The following is a 16539-nucleotide window of genomic DNA, read 5'->3' as shown; positions in this document are numbered from 1 at the left end:
TTAGGGCTGCACCCGGCAAACTAGCGCATATTCTGCTTTTTCTCTTTTTTGGGATCGCGCTTGGCAGCGGCGGCAATCTCGGCATCCAGGATGGTCTTTCCAGTCGCGGCGAGGTACACGTCATCCAGGCTGGGGCGCGACTGCGACACACCGAAGATGGGCAGCCCGTTTTCCTTTAGCACCTGCTGAATCGTCAGCAGCGCATCGCTCTGAGTGTCTACGACCAGGTTTAGCGAATTGCCCTGGGCTTCGTTCACAATCACCTCTTGCACAAAGGGCAGCGTTTTCAGCAAGTCCGTGGCCCGCTGGGCTTCGTCTGCTGGGGTAAACTCGCGCAGGCGCAGGGTGATGCGATCGCCCCCCAGTCCGTCTTTCAGCGCCGACGGCGTGCCAGCGGCAATCACCTTGCCCTGGTCGATAATGGCGACCCGATCTGCCAGCGCGTCTACTTCCTCCAGGTAATGGCTGGTCAACAAGACCGTTGTGCCGCCCTCCCGCAGCTTCCGCAAAAAGTCCCAAACCGCTGTGCGGCTTTCGATGTCTAGCCCCACGGTCGGCTCGTCCAGCACCAGCACGTCCGGCTGATGCAGCAGCCCCGCTGCTAGGTCTAGTCGCTTGCGGATGCCGCCGGAGTAGGTGCCTGTTTTTTTGTCGGCGTAGTCGGTCAGTCCCAACAGCGTGATTACATGAGAAATGCGATCGCCAATCGTTGCCTTGGGCAGATGATACAGCGCCGCTTGCAGTTCCAGCAGTTCCCGCCCCGTCAGCACCTTATCCAGCGCCACTTCCTGGGCGACGTAGCCAAGCCGCTGCCGCGCCAGTCGGGGATTTTCTAGCACCGAGTCGCCCGACACCTCGATCCGTCCCGCATCAGGCGTAGACAGCGTGCAGAGGCAGCGAATCGTCGTCGTTTTGCCTGCGCCGTTGGGCCCCAGCAGCCCAAAGATTTCTCCTGGCTCGATCTGAAGCGACACGTCTTTGACCGCTTCTACGCTGCCGTAGCGCTTCTGTAGGTTTTCGATTAGAACTGCGGGAGCCATGCCAGTTTTAGTGAGCAAGTCACTTGAGTTGACGACACTTCATATTCTACAGAGTGCCGACTAGGGAAGGGGAGGCGATGGGCGATCGCCCCTCATAGCTCATAATTGATCCTCTTCGCGCAGCAACGATGCGTAGTCTTCCATCCCTGCTTCGGCAAGCGCTCGATCGGCTTCTGCAAATTCAGTATTGAGAAGCGCGAGCTGCTCGGCATCGAGCATTCGACGGCGCTTGTTGCGAAATCTTAGAAACGCAATAAAGTCGGCAACCTGTTGAAGCTCTTCGGTCGTGAGCTACTCAATTTCTTGCTTAATGCTTTCGCGGCTAACGGTTGCACCAGATTTCAACATAGAGGGCAAGGTTGCGGCAAGTCTAGATTTCTACATCCTAGTGTAGGAATGTATGTCCGATGAATGGACAGGCTTTATAGATAAGGCGATCGCCCTCCGTTTGCCCTATAACCCTTTCATCCCACAAACCATTCGTCCGCACCCATGCGCCCGCGCAGCAAACTCCGTACAATGTAGTCTTGAGATAGAATGCTGAGATTTTCAATGTGAGCCGGGAGCGCCAGTATGCCAGCAGCCGTGGGAGTGATTCAGACCGTCGGGTTTCCAGGGATTTTGGCGGCGGCAGATGCGATGGTGAAGGCGGGCCGGGTGACGCTGGTGTATTACGGACTGGCGGAGCGGGCGGAGTTCCTGGTGGCGATTCGCGGCAGCACCTCGGAGGTCAAGCCCGCTATTGAGGCTGGGGTAGAAGCGGTGAATCAGGTCTATGGCGCGGAACTGGTGGACTACTACATCATCCCCAACCCACCGGAAAACCTGGAAGTAGTGCTGCCGATTAAGTACACCACCAAAGTTCAGCAGTTCATGTAATGGAGTTGTGGGGTTGGCGTAATGGGCGATCGCCCATTTGGACTTCCTCCGATGACTTTGCCAAGTCCCTTACAAAAACCCAATTGCAGCGGTAATAGATGCTTATCAATCGCGCTGATTAACGCCTATTTCTGTGCATTAAGCATTTTTGTAGATATGACTCGAAGCGTAGGGAAAGCCATCGATTTTTTTCGATGGGGCATCACTTGACCGTACAATGTGGGTTGGATTGGGTTCGATTTTTACCCGCGAGTTGAGTATCGGGCGAGCGATCGCCTCTGGAGAGAATCATGCCGGTTGCAGTTGGCGCACTAGAAACGAAAGGTTTTCCTGCCGTGTTGGCAGCAGCAGATGCGATGGTGAAAGCGGGTCGCGTAACCCTGGTGGGCTACATTCGCGCCGGAAGCGCCCGCTTTACGATCATGATTCGCGGCGACGTGTCGGAAGTGAAGCAGGCAATGGACGCGGGCATCGAGGCGGCGCAAAACACCCCCGGCGGCACGCTGGAAACCTGGGTGATTATTCCCCGCCCCCATGAAAACGTAGAAGTGGTGCTGCCCATCGCCTTTACCCCGGAGGTCGAGCAGTTTCAAGACGCTATCGGTGTGCCGCGTCTGCCGGGTCGTGGGAATGGCGCTGGGCAATAGCCGACGGGGTAATAGTTTAGGGGCAATAGTTTAATCGAGCGATCGCCAACCTTGCACCATGACCCTGCCCGACCACGCCATTGTTTCTGTACCCGCAACGACGACCAACATCGGGCCAGGGTTCGATTGTCTGGGCGCAGCGCTGTCGCTCAGAAATCACTTCACCTTTACCCGCCTAGACCAAAGCATCGAGCCGGTTCAGATCTCGGTTTCAGGACTGGAAGCAGCGCGGGTCAAAACCAACGAAACGAATCTGGCCTATCAGGCCTTTGCCAAATTATTTCAGCATCTCAAGCAGTCGCCGCCGCTGATTAAGCTAGAGATTCGCTTGGGCGTGCCTTTGGCGCGGGGGTTGGGCAGTTCTGCCACGGCCATCGTCGGCGGGCTGGTGGGTGCAAATGTGCTGGCTGGGTCGCCGCTAAGCGAAGCCGAACTGGTGGCAATCGCCGTAGACATGGAAGGCCACCCGGATAACGTTGTGCCTGCGATGCTGGGTGGCTGTCGGCTGGCAGCAACCGATCTGAACGGAGAATGGGCGATCGCCCCTGTGCCCTGGCATTCCGAAATCGTCCCTGTTGTTGCGATTCCTGATTTTGAACTATCTACCGCCGAAGCCCGCCGCGTTCTGCCTGCCGCATACAGCCGACCCGATGCAGTGTTCAACATGGGGCATCTGGGGCTACTGCTGCGGGGATTGGACACTGCTCACTCCGACTGGCTCCGCGCCGCACTGCAAGACCGCATCCATCAACCCTATCGGCGATCGCTCATTCTCGGCTTTGATGCCGTAGAAGCCGCCGCCGTTGCTGCGGGAGCCTACGGGCTGGTGATCAGCGGTGCCGGCCCAACCCTGCTGGCCCTGGCCCACGCCGATATCGCGCCCCTGGTTGCGGAAGCCATGAAAGCCGCCTGGGAAGATCAGGGAATTTCAGTCCAAGCTCAGGCGCTGCACCTCGACCCAACGGGGGTTTCGGTTCAGGTCTAGCCGCCTGGCTGACTGTTTACACTGGCTGACTGTTTACACTGGCTGACTGCTTACAGCAGTTCCGCCGCGCCAAAGGTTGCGTTAAACCGTCGGCACCACACGGCTGCTGAGTTAAACTCGTCCAGATTTACGCTATTGGGAATTGCGTAGCGCTGTGCCCCCTGGGTTCGCTGCAATTCTGCTAGCACCACATAATCGCCCTCCCGGATGGCATGGGCAGGCGGAGTGGTGGAACCAATCACATTCCCGCTGCGATGCAGAATTACCGTCAGATCGGGACCGCTATTCGTGCGGAAGTCGTTGCCCAATTCTAGAAACCGTTGCCCATTTTCAGTCACGATTTGGGCCGCCCCTTGCGTTGGATGTTCGCCGCTCACAAAGGTTCCAGACTTCACAATACTCGGACTTGCGGCGATCGCCCCAGGAGATGCAGCCGGAGAAGATTGCGGTGAAGCAGCAACGACCTCCGAAGTCGCCGCGACAGATGGCTCAGCGGGCGGTTCCACGGCCACCTGAGCAGCACAGCCAATCCCAGTTAGCATCGTCAAACCCAAACAAGCTCGATACAGGTTCATCAACCCTCCTCCAAGCAAAGTTCTCAGCACCTTTCTCAAACAGCGATCGCCCCCATCTTGGCAGGCATCGCCGAAGCAAAGCTGATAATCAGATGAGAATTGCCGAAGCAGAAGTGGTGGACTGGATCGAAAATCCTACAACCATCCTGGGCAATCGGCTCGGAACTTCTGGTTCTTCAGGTAGGCTAGGATGCTGTTTTCATGATTGCTCATGCCTTGCGCCCGCGAGAAGTCGCCCGCCTGTGAAAGTCTGTAGTTCGCCGATGGAAATAAATTTCGGCAAAAAAAAGAGACCATAATGGTCTCGTTTACCTCAGTAGAGTCTTCAACTCGGAAACCAAAAGCTTGATCATGCTGGCGGGCAATGGGTTACAACCCGACCAATAGCCTCACTTCTATAGCGATTTCCATAGCCAAAACCTAAAAGCTAGCTGGGGAGGGCGATCGCCCCTAGGCCAGTCCAGTATTCGAGCCAGGCTTACCCGTTGCCAGCTCAACCTTCACAATCTTGCCGCCCATTTTCTGAATGCGCTGCTGCTCCCGGAACCAGCTATCGTAGGGAACCAGCTTGGTGAAATAGGTATTTTGCAGTTCGCGCTGGGTGCGAATCCGGGTCTGGCTGGGAACGCAAGCCGTAATCTTGAACATCCGCATGGGTTACATCTCCTAACCGGAAAGAAGCAACGAAATAGATTAGCCGCACCTGTTTCAAAGTGCCCGTTCTGAGCAGGCAGAACGTTGAGGAAAAAAGTCGATTGATATCAACCCAAAAATTCTTAAATGCTGGAAGCCTAGCGTTAATCTCAAACCCTCGGAGCCACTTCTTGAGAGAAAAAGCCTGCGATCGCCTGAGACCAACACCAGAACTCCCAGCCAAAAGTTACCAAATTCAAAAGCGTAAACCGTGAAGCTCGAACCCTTTCAATTCAGACTTCTTGTTTCCGCTTTCATCCTTGGAGCCTAGCTCAAGCCGGAGCAGATGTAGTCGAAGTACACGCCCATTTCCTTGCCAGCGTCAGCACCCACCAAGCTGGCAGTCACTTCTTTCATGGCTTGGATCGCTTGCACCGTCGCAGCTACAGGCACGCCCAGCGAATTGTAGGTTTCCTTCAAACCGTTGAGCACGCGCTCATCCAGGATAGAAGGGTCACCAGCCAGCATGGCGTAGGTGGCATAGCGGAGGTAGTAGTCGAGGTCGCGGATGCAAGCTGCATAGCGACGGGTGGTGTACATGTTGCCGCCGGGACGGGTGATGTCCGAATACAGGAGGGACTTGGCAACCGCTTCCTTCACGATGGCAGCAGCGTTGGCGCTGATGGTGGTGGCGGCGCGGACGCGCAGTTCACCCGTGGAGAAGTAGCCCTTCAGCTTTTCCAGAGCGGCGGTATCCAGGTATTTGCCCTGAACGTCAGAAGAATTAATAACAGAAGTAATTGCGTCTTGCATGGTCTCGCTTCCTTAAAAAGTGAATCTTGATGCATTCAGGCAACAGTTGAGGGCAAAACCCTACTGCATTGCGCCGATAACGTAGTCGAAGTAAGCGCCAGCTTCAGCCGCATCTTCGCCAGACATCATGGACGTTGCCACGTTCTTCATTGCGCGAACGCCTTCTGCCACTGCTTCGATGGGAGTACCCAGAGACTTGTACATCTCACGTACACCCACGATGCCGATTTCTTCGATGGGAGTGACATCGCCTGCAACCACACCGTAGGTCACCAGACGCAGGTAGTAGTCGAGGTCACGCAGGCAAGTAGCCGTCATTTCTTCGCCATAAGCGTTACCACCGGGAGAAACCACGTCGGGACGCTTTTGGAACAGTTGGTCACCCGCTTGCTTCACAATCCGCTCGCGAGAGTCGGTCAGCACTTGGGCAATCCGCAGACGCTTTTCACCAGAGGTGACAAAGCCTTTGATCCGGTCTAGTTCACCCGGGCTGAGATAGCGAGCCTCAGCATCGGCATTCACGATTGACTTCGTGACAATACTCATTGATGGATTCCTCCGAAAAGCAAAATGTAACCAGATGTGTCTAAACTGGCGTTCATGTCTGAACGACTGAGCCGCTAGCCAGGTAACCTCCAGAGCGCCGCACAGGAAACCCTATGCAGGAAAACCCATGAGAAAGTCTCTGAGAAGGCTCGCTAAACAAACTCAACTGAACTCATCAAATTCATACAGTTGAGTCTTTTGCGGACTGGCATAGTAACTTTCCATACTCTACCCCTAGCGATACCCCTCCACACGAGTGTGACCAGAAGTACATAAGGGTTGAGGCTCAGCTACCTTCCGCAAACATTTTGCGGCATCAGGTTGTCATTCTTAGTTTTGTCGCAACATTTTGTAATCTTCTTCCTCAGGATTGACAGAAGTACCGCCATTCTGCTGTTTGGGTCTTGCGCCATCGTTTGGTTAAATAGGCAACAGATCACGCCCAATTTTTGGTAGTCTAGTTCCTTATTGGGTTGAAAAAAGTAGCTTGCATTCTAAGTCGTGAGTGAATTCTCGCTTGCGTGATTTGGGGTTGTAGTGCCTACCGATTTCAGCCTCGATGTTGGGTCAAGCAGAGGGTGAATAGTGGACATCCAAATTGGTAAGGGTAAATCTGCCCGCAGAGCCTACGGTATCGACGAAATTGCACTGGTTCCAGGTTCGCGCACGCTCGACCCATCTCTCGCCGATACCCGCTGGACGATCGGCGGCATCGAGCGGGAAATTCCGATTATTGCCAGCGCAATGGACGGGGTAGTGGATGTGCGGATGGCGGTAGCGCTGAGCGAACTGGGCGCGCTAGGCGTGTTGAACCTGGAGGGCGTGCAGACGCGCTACGACGATCCAAATGCCGTCCTAGATCGAATTGCATCGGTGGAAAAGCACGAGTTTGTGCCGCTGATGCAGGAGCTATACGCAGAGCCGATTAAACCAGCGCTAATTGAGCAGCGGATTCAGGAAATTAAGCAGCAGGGTGGGATTGCGGCGGTGAGCGCGACTCCGGCAGGTGCGTCTCGGTTTGGGCAGACCGTGGCCAAGGCCGGCGCAGATCTGTTTTTTGTGCAGGCGACGGTGGTGTCTACGGCGCATCTGTCGCCGGAGTCGATCACGCCGCTAGATTTGGCAGACTTTTGTCAGGAAATGCCGATTCCTGTGATTTTGGGGAATTGCGTGACCTACGATGTGGCGCTGAATTTGATGAAGGCGGGCGCATCGGGCGTGCTAGTGGGCATTGGGCCGGGCGCAGCCTGTACCTCTCGTGGGGTGTTGGGGGTGGGTGTGCCCCAGGCGACGGCGATCGCCGACTGCGCGGCTGCCCGCGACGACTATCATCGGGAAACCGGAAACTATGTGCCAATCATTGCGGATGGAGGTCTGATTACGGGTGGCGATATCTGCAAGTGCATCGCCTGTGGTGCAGATGGCGTAATGATTGGGTCGCCCTTCGCTCGTGCGGCCGAAGCGCCCGGTCGTGGCTATCACTGGGGCATGGCAACGCCCAGTCCTGTGCTGCCTCGCGGAACCCGCATTCGCGTGGGGACGACGGGGACACTGCGCGAGATTTTGCGCGGGCCGGCAAAGCTGGATGACGGTACACACAATTTTTTGGGTGCGCTGCAAACCAGCATGGGCACACTGGGTGCAAAGGACATTCGGGAGATGCAGCAGGTCGAGGTGATTATCGCGCCGTCGCTGCTTACGGAGGGCAAGGTCTATCAGAAGGCTCAACAGCTTGGCATGGGTAAATAAGCCCAGATGGGTAGATAAACCTATTCGTCAAGTAACAATCTGATAAATTTTTCCCCTAGATGGGGCGATCGCCCCATATCCTCCAGTCCAGTCCTTTACAATAGACGTAGCGGAGACGCATGTTTCCGTTCACTCCTCACACCACACTCCGCCTGGGCATCCGTGTTCAGGCGGTTCTTATTGCAGATTTTTCCCTTATTTTGAGAGGACTTTGGGCGATTTTTAAGACTATTTGAACTAGCTGAACTTGCACTGAGGGCGATCGCCCTCCTTCAGAAACGTTCAGAGACATTACTTTCAGAGACGCTACTTTCAGAGACATTACTGAGAGCAACCTGTTCCACACTCCATCAAAACTTAAAATCTCTGCCTGAATCGAATTGAATCAAGCAGAGATTTTTTGCAGTATGGCAGGGTTTCAGTTCCCAATCTCAGGATTGTTACCTTCTACATCATGCCCATGCCGCCCATACCGCCCATGCCGCCCATGCCGCCCATGTCGCCGCCGGGAGCGGGAGCCGCAGGTTCAGGCTTTTCGACCACCAGTGCTTCCGTCGTCAGCACCATCGCCGCCACCGAGGCCGCGTCCTGCAAGCCAGAGCGCACGACCTTCGCCGGATCGAGAATCCCCGCCGCGATTAGGTCTTCATAGGCATCGGTGAGCGCGTTGTAGCCCTTGCCAAACTCCATCGCTCGCACTCGTTCCACCACGACCGAGCCTTCGACTCCGGCATTGTCGGCAATCTGGCGCAACGGGGCTTCCAACGCTTTCATGATGATGTTGGCTCCGATTTGCTCCTCTGCCGAGAGCGTGTTTTTGAAGTCAGCCAGCTTTTTGCTCAGGTGCAGCAGCGTAGAACCGCCACCGGGCACAATGCCTTCCGCCAGCGCGGCTTTCGTCGCGTTCAGTGCGTCTTCGATCCGCAGCTTTTTGTCCTTCAGTTCCGTCTCGGTGGCTGCACCGACCTTAATCACAGCCACACCGCCCGTCAGCTTGGCCAGGCGCTCTTGCAGTTTCTCGGAGTCGTATTCTGAATCCGTTTCGCTAAGCTCCTTGCGGATTTGAGCGATGCGCTTGTCCAGAGCCACCTTATCGGGGGCTTCGGCAACCAGTGTGGTGGTGTCTTTAGTAATGGTAACCTTGCGGGCGTTGCCCAGCATTTCCAGCGTGGCGGTGTCCAGGCTGAGGCCAATTTCCTCCGCAATCATCTGGCCGCCCGTCAGCACGGCAATATCTTGCAGCACGGCTTTGCGGCGATCGCCAAAGCTCGGAGCCTTCACCGCAACCACGTTCAGCACGCCTCGCAGACGGTTGACCACCAGCGTTGCCAGAGCTTCGCCTTCGATATCTTCAGCGATGATCAGCAGCGGCTGTCCGGCCCGGGCAATCTTTTCCAGAACGGGCACCAGTTCACCAATCGAGCCGATTTTCTGCGTGGTGATTAGAATCGCAACATTCTCCATCTCGCAGATCATCCGCTCCGCATCGGTGACAAAGTAGGGCGAGATGTAGCCGCGATCGAACTGCATCCCTTCCACAACTTCCAGTTCTGTGGTCAGAGACTTGGATTCCTCCACGGTGATCACGCCATCGCGGCCGACTTTCTCAACGGCTTCGGCAATAATTGCGCCAACCTCTTCATCACTACCTGCGGAAACCGTGGCCACCTGGGCGATCGCATTTCCTTCGATAGGCTGGGCGACGGCTTCGATCTCATCCACCAGTTTGGCCACTGCTTTTTCAATGCCGCGACGCAGACTAATGGGGTTCGTCCCAGCCGCCACATTCTTCAGCCCTTCGTGGATGATGGCCTGGGCCAGCACCGTGGCAGTGGTCGTGCCATCACCCGCCAAATCTTTTGTTTTGGAGGCAACTTCACGAATCAACTGCGCCCCCGTGTTTTCTAGCGGATCTTCTAGCTCGATCTCTTTGGCAATCGTGATGCCGTCGTTGACAATCTGCGGCGCACCAAACTTTTTCTCCAGCAGCACGTTGCGTCCCTTCGGCCCGAGCGTCACGCGCACCGCATTGGCGATCGCATTCACACCGCGCTCCAGCGCCTGCCGAGACTCTTCCTCAAACACAATGATCTTAGACATACCTTTGTTTTCGTTAAGCGCTCCTTCCAGAATTTAGCACTCTAATGGAGGAGATTGCTAAATCTCTAGCGGCGATCGCCCTTTGCAATCCTTCTCTGGCCAGACGGTAACCGACAGCCCGCTTTGCTATGCTAGATAGCTTGCCGTTTGCATTCATGCATCTTCGGATTGATCGAGAGGAGATTGCCTGTGAACCGTCGCGCCATCCGCCCTACCGCACTTACCCCCAGACTGCTGACCCTAGTGCTGGTGGCGCTGATGCTGGGGCTTCTCTTCCGCGTCATCAACATTGACAAAAAGGTATATTGGCACGACGAAGCATATACCTCAATGGAAATGACCGCCCAGCGGCGCTCGGAGGTCGTCGAGCAACTCTTTACCGGGCGCATCGTCACCCGCGATGAGCTGCAAGCCTTTCAGCGGTTTCGCCCAGAGCGCGGCTTGGGGCAACTGTTAACTTCCCTGGGACAAGAAGACCCCCAACATCCGCCCCTGTACTACATTCTTGGGCGATTTTGGGTGCGGCTATTTGGCGATTCGGTGCTGGCGCTGCGGAGTCTGGCGGTTGTCTTTGGATTACTGATGCTGGTCTGCGCCTACTGGCTGTGCATGGAGCTATTTCAGGCTCCGGCGATCGCCCTGATGACGGTCGGCCTGCTGGCCATCTCGCCCTACCATGTCCTCTATGCCCAAGAATCGCGAGAATACAGCCTGTGGGCGGCGCTAATTCTGACCTCCAGTGCGCTGCTGCTGCGGGCGCTGCGGCTGGGCACCTGGCCCCACTGGGCGCTCTATGCGCTGAGCCTCACAGCAGGACTCTACACGTTTTTGTTCACGGGTTTGGTGGGCATTGCCCACGGCGTATACGTGCTGCTGAATGGCGGCATCTCGCGCAAGTGGGAAAAATGGCGCATGACTCGTGCTGGCACCGCATACCTGGGATGGTCGTGTGTGGCGATCGCTGCCTTTGCGCCCTGGCTCTATTTCCTAGTGAAATATCGTGACGTTTTAAGCAACACCACGGGATGGGCAAGAGAGTCGCTGCCGCTGTGGGTGATGGTGAAAGCATCGGCGCTCAACTTCAGCCGTATTTTCATGGACTTTGACTGGAATCCTGACACCTTTGCGCTCTGGTGGCTCTGTATTCCGCTGCTGATTTTAGAAATATTTGCGCTGCTATTTATCCAGCAAAATGCGCCGCGCCATGTTTGGACCTTTGTGTGGACGCTGGCTCTGATTCCTGTGTTGATTTTGGCGCTGCCGGATCTAATTTTGGGTGGACAGCGCTCGATTGTCGGGCGATATCTTGTGCCCAGTTTTCTAGGACTGCACCTGGCAGCGGGCTATCTTCTAACAATGAAAATTGAGGTTTTTGGGGCAAAAAACCGCAAATTCTGGCAGGCGATCGCCCTCTTGCTATTCTTCCTAGGCTTCCTGTCCAATATCATTAGCTCCCAGGCAGAAACCTGGTGGAATAAGGGGATTAGCTACCACATTCCGGCGATCGCCCAAACGCTGAACGAGGCGAATCAACCCATCGTGATTAGCGATGACTTTGGGATCAATATCGGCAACCTGATCGCCCTCAGCTATCGCACAAACGAGACTGTCCAGTTCTACTTGCTAAGCCACGAAGCCGAAGCAAACGTACCGCCAGAGCAGTTTCCTGATGGCTCCGACATCTTCGTGTTTTACATGCCAGAAGCTGAGCGAAATCAGATCCAACAATCTCTCGGAAAACCTTTGAACGAAGTGGGTTGGTATCTTTGGAAACTTGAAGAGTGAAACTCTTTATCAGGTTTTTATCAAAAATAAAAAGACTAGAATCCTGAATTCTAGACCGAAGAATTGATGGATTATCTATCAGCAAAGAAACCGATTTTTGAATTTATTTTTGCTGTCAAACCCATTTCAGTCCTTCAGTTGGCATTCGTGGATCTGGGTGAATCCGATCAAACAAGCGGGGCGATCGCACTGTTTAGAAACTTTTATAAAATTAGAAAATGGGGCTAGAAACCGGGCTCTGGACATTGAGGGTGATCATGTCCGGCTTAAACCTGACTCGATTCATGATTCAGTAGAACCTGGGGGTTTGCGATTCATAAGTTTTTCCTATTAGGTGCATCAGCAAATTGTTTTACATTTATTTACCAAATTGTGAGCATATACTTTTTTTGATGCTACTGATCGTAAATAAATATCTCAGCTTGTTTATCAATTTGTATCACTTGCAGCGTGAAGCCTCCATTTGACAAGCGTTTTCTGGTAAAACGACAGATGTAACACTTTTTAAGCGGTCACGGTTTGGCGCTCTCCTGTCCCACTGCGGCAGCCTAGTACTGCTGTCTGCTGTTCTGTCTTGTCCAGAGTTTCGGAGCCTACCCTGTTCCGCCCATAGCCAAAGCTGATTGCAAAACCTGTTTGAGAGGAGCCGACCTGCATGTTCACTCACGTCAAGCCCACGGTCAGACACATTGTTCCCGACAATCTCAACGGGCGTGCGCTGATCAAGGTGGTCTATGTCGTGCTAGAGCCGCAATATCAAAGCGCCCTGTCTGCGGCGGTACGTTCGATTAATGAGAGCAATCCCGACGTGGCAATCGAGATTAGCGGCTACTTGCTAGAAGAGTTACGTAGCACTGAGAACTACGAAGCCCTGCAAAAAGACGTTTCAGAAGCGAATATCTTTATCGGCTCGCTAATTTTCATAGAGGAGCTAGCAGAAAAGGTGGTGGCTGCGGTACAGCCCGTGCGCGATCGCCTCGATGCCGCCATTGTTTTTCCCTCCATGCCCCAGGTGATGCGCCTGAACAAGCTGGGCAGCTTCTCCATGTCGCAACTGGGGCAGTCCAAAAGCGTCATCGGTGAATTCATGAAGAAGCGCCGCCAGAAGCAGGGCGCGGGCTTTGAAGACGCGATGCTAAAGCTGCTAAACACCCTGCCCAAGGTGCTGAAGTATCTGCCGATGGACAAGGCGCAGGACGCGCGGAACTTTATGCTCAGCTTTCAATACTGGCTGGGCGGCTCATCCGAAAACCTGGAAAACTTCCTGTTGATGCTAATCGACCGCTATTGCGACGTGCAGGCGCTGAAATCTGCGACGCTGCAATATCGCGATCCGGTCACCTATCCCGACATGGGCATCTGGCACCCGCTCGCACCCCAGATGTTTGAGGATCTCAAAGAATACCTCAACTGGCATGGCTCTCGGCGAGACATTGGCGCAGATATGAAAGATCCCCTCGCGCCGACGGTGGGGCTGGTGCTGCAACGGACGCACCTGGTGACGGGCGACGACGCACACTATGTGGCCATGGTGCAGGAACTCGAAAGCATGGGCGCACGGGTAATTTCCGTGTTTGCGGGCGGGTTGGACTTCTCAAAACCTGTGGACAGCTACTTCTATGACCCGCTGACGAAGCAGCCCATTGTGGACGTGGTGGTGTCGCTGACGGGCTTTGCGCTGGTGGGCGGCCCGGCGCGGCAGGATCACCCCAAGGCAATCGACTCGCTGAAGCGGCTGAATCGTCCCTACATGGTGGCGCTGCCGCTGGTGTTCCAGACAACGGAAGAATGGCAGGACAGCGACCTAGGACTGCATCCCATCCAGGTGGCGCTGCAAATTGCGATTCCTGAACTGGACGGCGCAATCGAGCCGATTATTGTATCGGGTCGCGATGGCGCAACGGGTAAGGCGATCGCCCTGCAAGACCGGATAGAGGCGATCGCCCAACGAGCCATGAAGTGGGCAAACCTCCGCCGCAAGCCCCGTCTGCAAAAGCGGGTCGCCATCACTGTGTTCAGCTTCCCGCCGGATAAGGGCAACGTGGGCACGGCAGCTTATCTGGACGTATTCGGCTCCATCTATGAGGTGATGAAGGCGCTGAAGACCAACGGCTATGACGTTGAGGAACTGCCGGAGTCTGCTGAAGCGCTGATGCAAGCCGTGATTCACGATGCCCAGGCGCAATACGCCAGCCCAGAACTGAACATTGCCTACCGCATGTCGGTTCCGGAGTATGAGCAGCTCACGCCCTATTCCACCCGTCTGGAAGCAAGCTGGGGTCCGCCGCCCGGACATCTGAACACCGACGGTCAAAACCTGCTGGTATTTGGCAAGTCCTTTGGTAATGTGTTTATCGGCGTGCAGCCCACCTTTGGCTATGAAGGCGACCCCATGCGGCTGCTGTTCTCCCGTTCTGCCAGCCCGCACCACGGCTTTGCTGCCTACTACACCTACCTGGAAAAAATCTGGAAAGCCGATGCGGTGCTGCACTTTGGCACCCACGGGTCCCTGGAATTTATGCCTGGTAAGCAAATGGGCATGTCCAGCGAGTGCTATCCCGACAGCCTGATTGGCACGATTCCCAACCTCTATTACTACGCGGCGAATAATCCGTCGGAGGCGACAATCGCCAAGCGTCGCGGCTATGCCGAAACCATCAGCTACCTGACTCCGCCAGCGGAGAATGCGGGGCTATATAAAGGCCTGAAGGAACTCAGCGAACTGATCGCGTCTTACCAAACCCTGAAGGATTCGGGACGCGGCGCATCCATCGTCAACGCAGTGGTGGAAAAGTGTCGCCAGGTCAATCTAGATAAGGACATCGTGTTGCCAGATGGCGACGCTGGCGACCTGTCGGCAGAAGACCGCGACACGCTGATCGGCAAGGTCTACATCAAGCTCATGGAGATTGAGTCGCGCCTGTTGCCCTGCGGTCTGCACGTCATCGGCAAGCCCCCGACCGCAGAAGAGGCGATCGCCACGCTGGTCAACATCGCAGGACTCGATCGCCCCGAAGACGGCATCAAGAGTCTCCAGCGGATTATCGCCGAGAGCCTGGGGCGCGATATCGACGAGGTGTACAAAGGGAGCGATCGCGGCGTTTTGACCGACGTGCAGTTGCTCTACGACATCACCCAGGCGGTTCGCAAAGCCGTCGCTGCAATGGTGCAGGAGCAAATCGACGCGGACGGGCGCGTGTCTCTCGTCACCAAGCTCAACTTCTTTAACCTGGGTAAGAAAGAACCCTGGATCGAAGCGCTGGCAGAGGCGGGCTATCCCAAGGTCAACGCCGACGATATCAAGCCGCTGTTTGAATATCTGGAATTCTGCCTGAAGCAGGTTGTGGCGGACAACGAACTGGGCGCACTGCTGCAAGCGCTGGAGGGCGAGTACGTCCTGCCTGGCCCCGGCGGCGACCCGATTCGCAACCCCGATGTGCTGCCTACCGGTAAAAACATCCACGCCCTCGATCCGCAGTCAATTCCTACCCTGGCAGCAGTGCAGTCGGCCCAGATTGTGGTCGATCGCCTGTTGGCCCGGCAAAAAGCGGAGACAGGCACTTATCCCGAAACCATCGCCTTCGTTCTCTGGGGCACAGACAACATCAAGACCTATGGCGAGTCGCTGGCCCAGGTGATGCTGCTGGTGGGCGTGCGTCCGGTTCCCGATGCGCTGGGCCGGGTGAACAAGCTGGAACTGATTCCGCTGGAGGAACTGGGCCGCCCCCGTATAGACGTGGTGGTGAATTGCTCTGGCGTGTTCCGTGACCTGTTCATCAACCAGATGAATCTGCTGGATCGCGCGATTAAAATGGCGGCCGAAGCGGATGAACCAGTCGAGATGAACTACGTGCGTAAGCACGCCATCGAGCAGGCCAAAGAGTTGGGCGTAGACGTGCGTCAGGCTGCAACTCGCGTGTTCTCCAACGCATCCGGTTCCTATTCCTCCAACGTGAATCTGGCGGTGGAAAATAGCACCTGGGAAAGCGAGGCCGAGCTTCAGGATATGTACCTGTCGCGCAAGGGCTTCTCGTTCAATTCCGACAATCCGGGCGTAATGGACGATTCGCGCCAGATTTTTGAAACCGCGCTGAAGACAGTAGATGTGACGTTCCAAAATCTGGATTCTTCGGAAATCTCGCTGACGGACGTGTCCCACTACTTCGACTCGGACCCGACGAAGGTCGTGTCTCGTCTGCGGAAAGACGGTAAGCAGCCCGCCGCCTACATTGCCGACACCACCACGGCCAACGCTCAAGTGCGAACCCTGTCGGAAACCGTCCGGCTGGATGCCCGCACCAAGCTGCTGAATCCCAAGTGGTACGAGGGAATGCTGTCCCACGGCTATGAGGGCGTGCGGGAACTGTCGAAGCGACTCGTGAACACGATGGGATGGTCGGCAACGGCGGGCGCAGTGGATAACTGGGTCTACGAAGACGTGAACACCACGTTTATCGAAGACGAGGAAATGCAGAAGCGCCTGCTGAACCTGAACCCCAACTCCTTCCGCAAGATCGTCGGCACGCTGCTGGAGGTCAACGGCCGCGGCTATTGGGAAACCAGCGAAGAAAACCTAGAGCGCCTGCGCCAGCTTTATCAAGAAGTAGAAGACCGGATTGAAGGAATTGAGTAGTCCGTTCTCCGGCGCTTTGCTTGCGGCGTTATACAGGCGTTATATAAATGCGGCATGTAAACGCGGCGTAACCTAGATACGGCGTAACCTAAAAATCCCCTGCCTCTTGGAACGGTGCCAGAAGCAGGGGATTTTGCTTGAAAGGAGCGATCGC

Annotated in this window: 12 protein-coding genes; 6 read left to right on the top strand and 6 right to left on the bottom strand. The window is 55.5% G+C overall.

All coding sequences use genetic code 11. The annotated features are described in order from the left end of the window. Positions 1 to 20: 20 nt before the first annotated feature. Entirely contained in the window at positions 21 to 1040 is a 1020-nt protein-coding gene (locus tag HPC62_RS02980) for an ABC transporter ATP-binding protein (RefSeq protein WP_172353682.1), read from the bottom strand. A gap of 573 nt (positions 1041 to 1613) precedes the next feature. Here HPC62_RS02980 and HPC62_RS02970 point away from each other — a divergent pair. The 3 genes from HPC62_RS02970 to thrB all read left to right on the top strand — a co-directional run bounded on the left by HPC62_RS02970 (position 1614) and on the right by thrB (position 3551). After that, a complete protein-coding gene (locus HPC62_RS02970) occupies positions 1614 to 1919 on the top strand; it encodes a carbon dioxide-concentrating mechanism protein CcmK (RefSeq protein ID WP_172353681.1) in 306 nt (101 codons plus the stop codon). A 290-nt stretch (positions 1920 to 2209) separates the two neighbouring features. Next, positions 2210 to 2566 carry a carbon dioxide-concentrating mechanism protein CcmK gene (locus HPC62_RS02965; RefSeq protein WP_225906729.1) on the top strand — a complete coding sequence of 119 codons (357 nt, stop codon included), beginning with the start codon at positions 2210 to 2212 and terminating at the stop codon, positions 2564 to 2566. Positions 2567 to 2624: 58 nt separating this feature from the next. Then, positions 2625 to 3551, top strand: coding sequence for a homoserine kinase (gene thrB / locus HPC62_RS02960; RefSeq protein WP_172353680.1), 927 nt, complete (start codon positions 2625 to 2627; stop codon positions 3549 to 3551). Positions 3552 to 3601: 50 nt separating this feature from the next. Here thrB and HPC62_RS02955 read toward each other — a convergent pair whose 3' ends face one another. From HPC62_RS02955 to apcA, 4 genes are all read right to left on the bottom strand, one after another. Further along, positions 3602 to 4093, bottom strand: a complete 492-nt coding sequence (locus tag HPC62_RS02955; RefSeq protein ID WP_172353679.1) for a DM13 domain-containing protein — start codon at positions 4091 to 4093, stop codon at positions 3602 to 3604. Positions 4094 to 4576: 483 nt separating this feature from the next. After that, positions 4577 to 4780 carry a phycobilisome linker polypeptide gene (locus tag HPC62_RS02950; RefSeq protein ID WP_068510880.1) on the bottom strand — a complete coding sequence of 68 codons (204 nt, stop codon included), beginning with the start codon at positions 4778 to 4780 and terminating at the stop codon, positions 4577 to 4579. A gap of 306 nt (positions 4781 to 5086) precedes the next feature. Then, complete coding sequence (gene apcB, locus HPC62_RS02945) at positions 5087 to 5572, bottom strand: allophycocyanin subunit beta (protein WP_172353678.1); 486 nt, start codon at positions 5570 to 5572, stop codon at positions 5087 to 5089. A 60-nt stretch (positions 5573 to 5632) separates the two neighbouring features. Next, entirely contained in the window at positions 5633 to 6118 is a 486-nt protein-coding gene (gene apcA, locus HPC62_RS02940; RefSeq protein WP_068510885.1) for an allophycocyanin subunit alpha, read from the bottom strand. 585 nt (positions 6119 to 6703) lie between these two features. Here apcA and HPC62_RS02935 point away from each other — a divergent pair. After that, the gene (locus HPC62_RS02935; RefSeq protein WP_172353677.1) at positions 6704 to 7867 is read left to right on the top strand and encodes a GuaB3 family IMP dehydrogenase-related protein; all 1164 of its coding nucleotides are present in this window, start codon (positions 6704 to 6706) and stop codon (positions 7865 to 7867) included. A gap of 447 nt (positions 7868 to 8314) precedes the next feature. On the opposite strand, the gene groL is transcribed toward HPC62_RS02935, so the two are convergent. After that, complete coding sequence (gene groL / locus HPC62_RS02930; RefSeq protein WP_172353676.1) at positions 8315 to 9967, bottom strand: chaperonin GroEL; 1653 nt, start codon at positions 9965 to 9967, stop codon at positions 8315 to 8317. Between the two features lie 189 nt (positions 9968 to 10156). Here groL and HPC62_RS02925 point away from each other — a divergent pair, with 189 nt between their 5' ends. Further along, complete coding sequence (locus tag HPC62_RS02925) at positions 10157 to 11752, top strand: glycosyltransferase family 39 protein (RefSeq protein ID WP_172353675.1); 1596 nt, start codon at positions 10157 to 10159, stop codon at positions 11750 to 11752. A gap of 655 nt (positions 11753 to 12407) precedes the next feature. Continuing rightward, positions 12408 to 16385, top strand: a complete 3978-nt coding sequence (locus HPC62_RS02920) for a magnesium chelatase subunit H (protein WP_172353674.1) — start codon at positions 12408 to 12410, stop codon at positions 16383 to 16385. The last annotated feature ends 154 nt before the right edge of the window (positions 16386 to 16539 follow it).

It is taken from the genome of Thermoleptolyngbya sichuanensis A183, assembly GCF_013177315.1.
GTDB classification, from domain to species: Bacteria; Cyanobacteriota; Cyanobacteriia; order Elainellales; family Elainellaceae; genus Thermoleptolyngbya; species Thermoleptolyngbya sichuanensis.
The sequence above is the reverse complement of the archived record's forward strand: the minus strand, read 5'-3'. Positions and strand labels throughout refer to the sequence as shown.

What these genes read in the sequence shown, in the direction of transcription:
- HPC62_RS02980 (WP_172353682.1), bottom strand. Translation starts at nt 1,040, where the DNA reads ATGGCTCCCGCAGTTCTAATCGAAAACCTACAGAAGCGCTACGGCAGC.
- HPC62_RS02970 (WP_172353681.1), top strand. Translation starts at nt 1,614, where the DNA reads ATGCCAGCAGCCGTGGGAGTGATTCAGACCGTCGGGTTTCCAGGGATT.
- HPC62_RS02965 (WP_225906729.1), top strand. Translation starts at nt 2,210, where the DNA reads ATGCCGGTTGCAGTTGGCGCACTAGAAACGAAAGGTTTTCCTGCCGTG.
- thrB (WP_172353680.1), top strand. Translation starts at nt 2,625, where the DNA reads ATGACCCTGCCCGACCACGCCATTGTTTCTGTACCCGCAACGACGACC.
- HPC62_RS02955 (WP_172353679.1), bottom strand. Translation starts at nt 4,093, where the DNA reads ATGCTAACTGGGATTGGCTGTGCTGCTCAGGTGGCCGTGGAACCGCCC.
- HPC62_RS02950 (WP_068510880.1), bottom strand. Translation starts at nt 4,780, where the DNA reads ATGCGGATGTTCAAGATTACGGCTTGCGTTCCCAGCCAGACCCGGATT.
- apcB (WP_172353678.1), bottom strand. Translation starts at nt 5,572, where the DNA reads ATGCAAGACGCAATTACTTCTGTTATTAATTCTTCTGACGTTCAGGGC.
- apcA (WP_068510885.1), bottom strand. Translation starts at nt 6,118, where the DNA reads ATGAGTATTGTCACGAAGTCAATCGTGAATGCCGATGCTGAGGCTCGC.
- groL (WP_172353676.1), bottom strand. Translation starts at nt 9,967, where the DNA reads ATGTCTAAGATCATTGTGTTTGAGGAAGAGTCTCGGCAGGCGCTGGAG.
- HPC62_RS02920 (WP_172353674.1), top strand. Translation starts at nt 12,408, where the DNA reads ATGTTCACTCACGTCAAGCCCACGGTCAGACACATTGTTCCCGACAAT.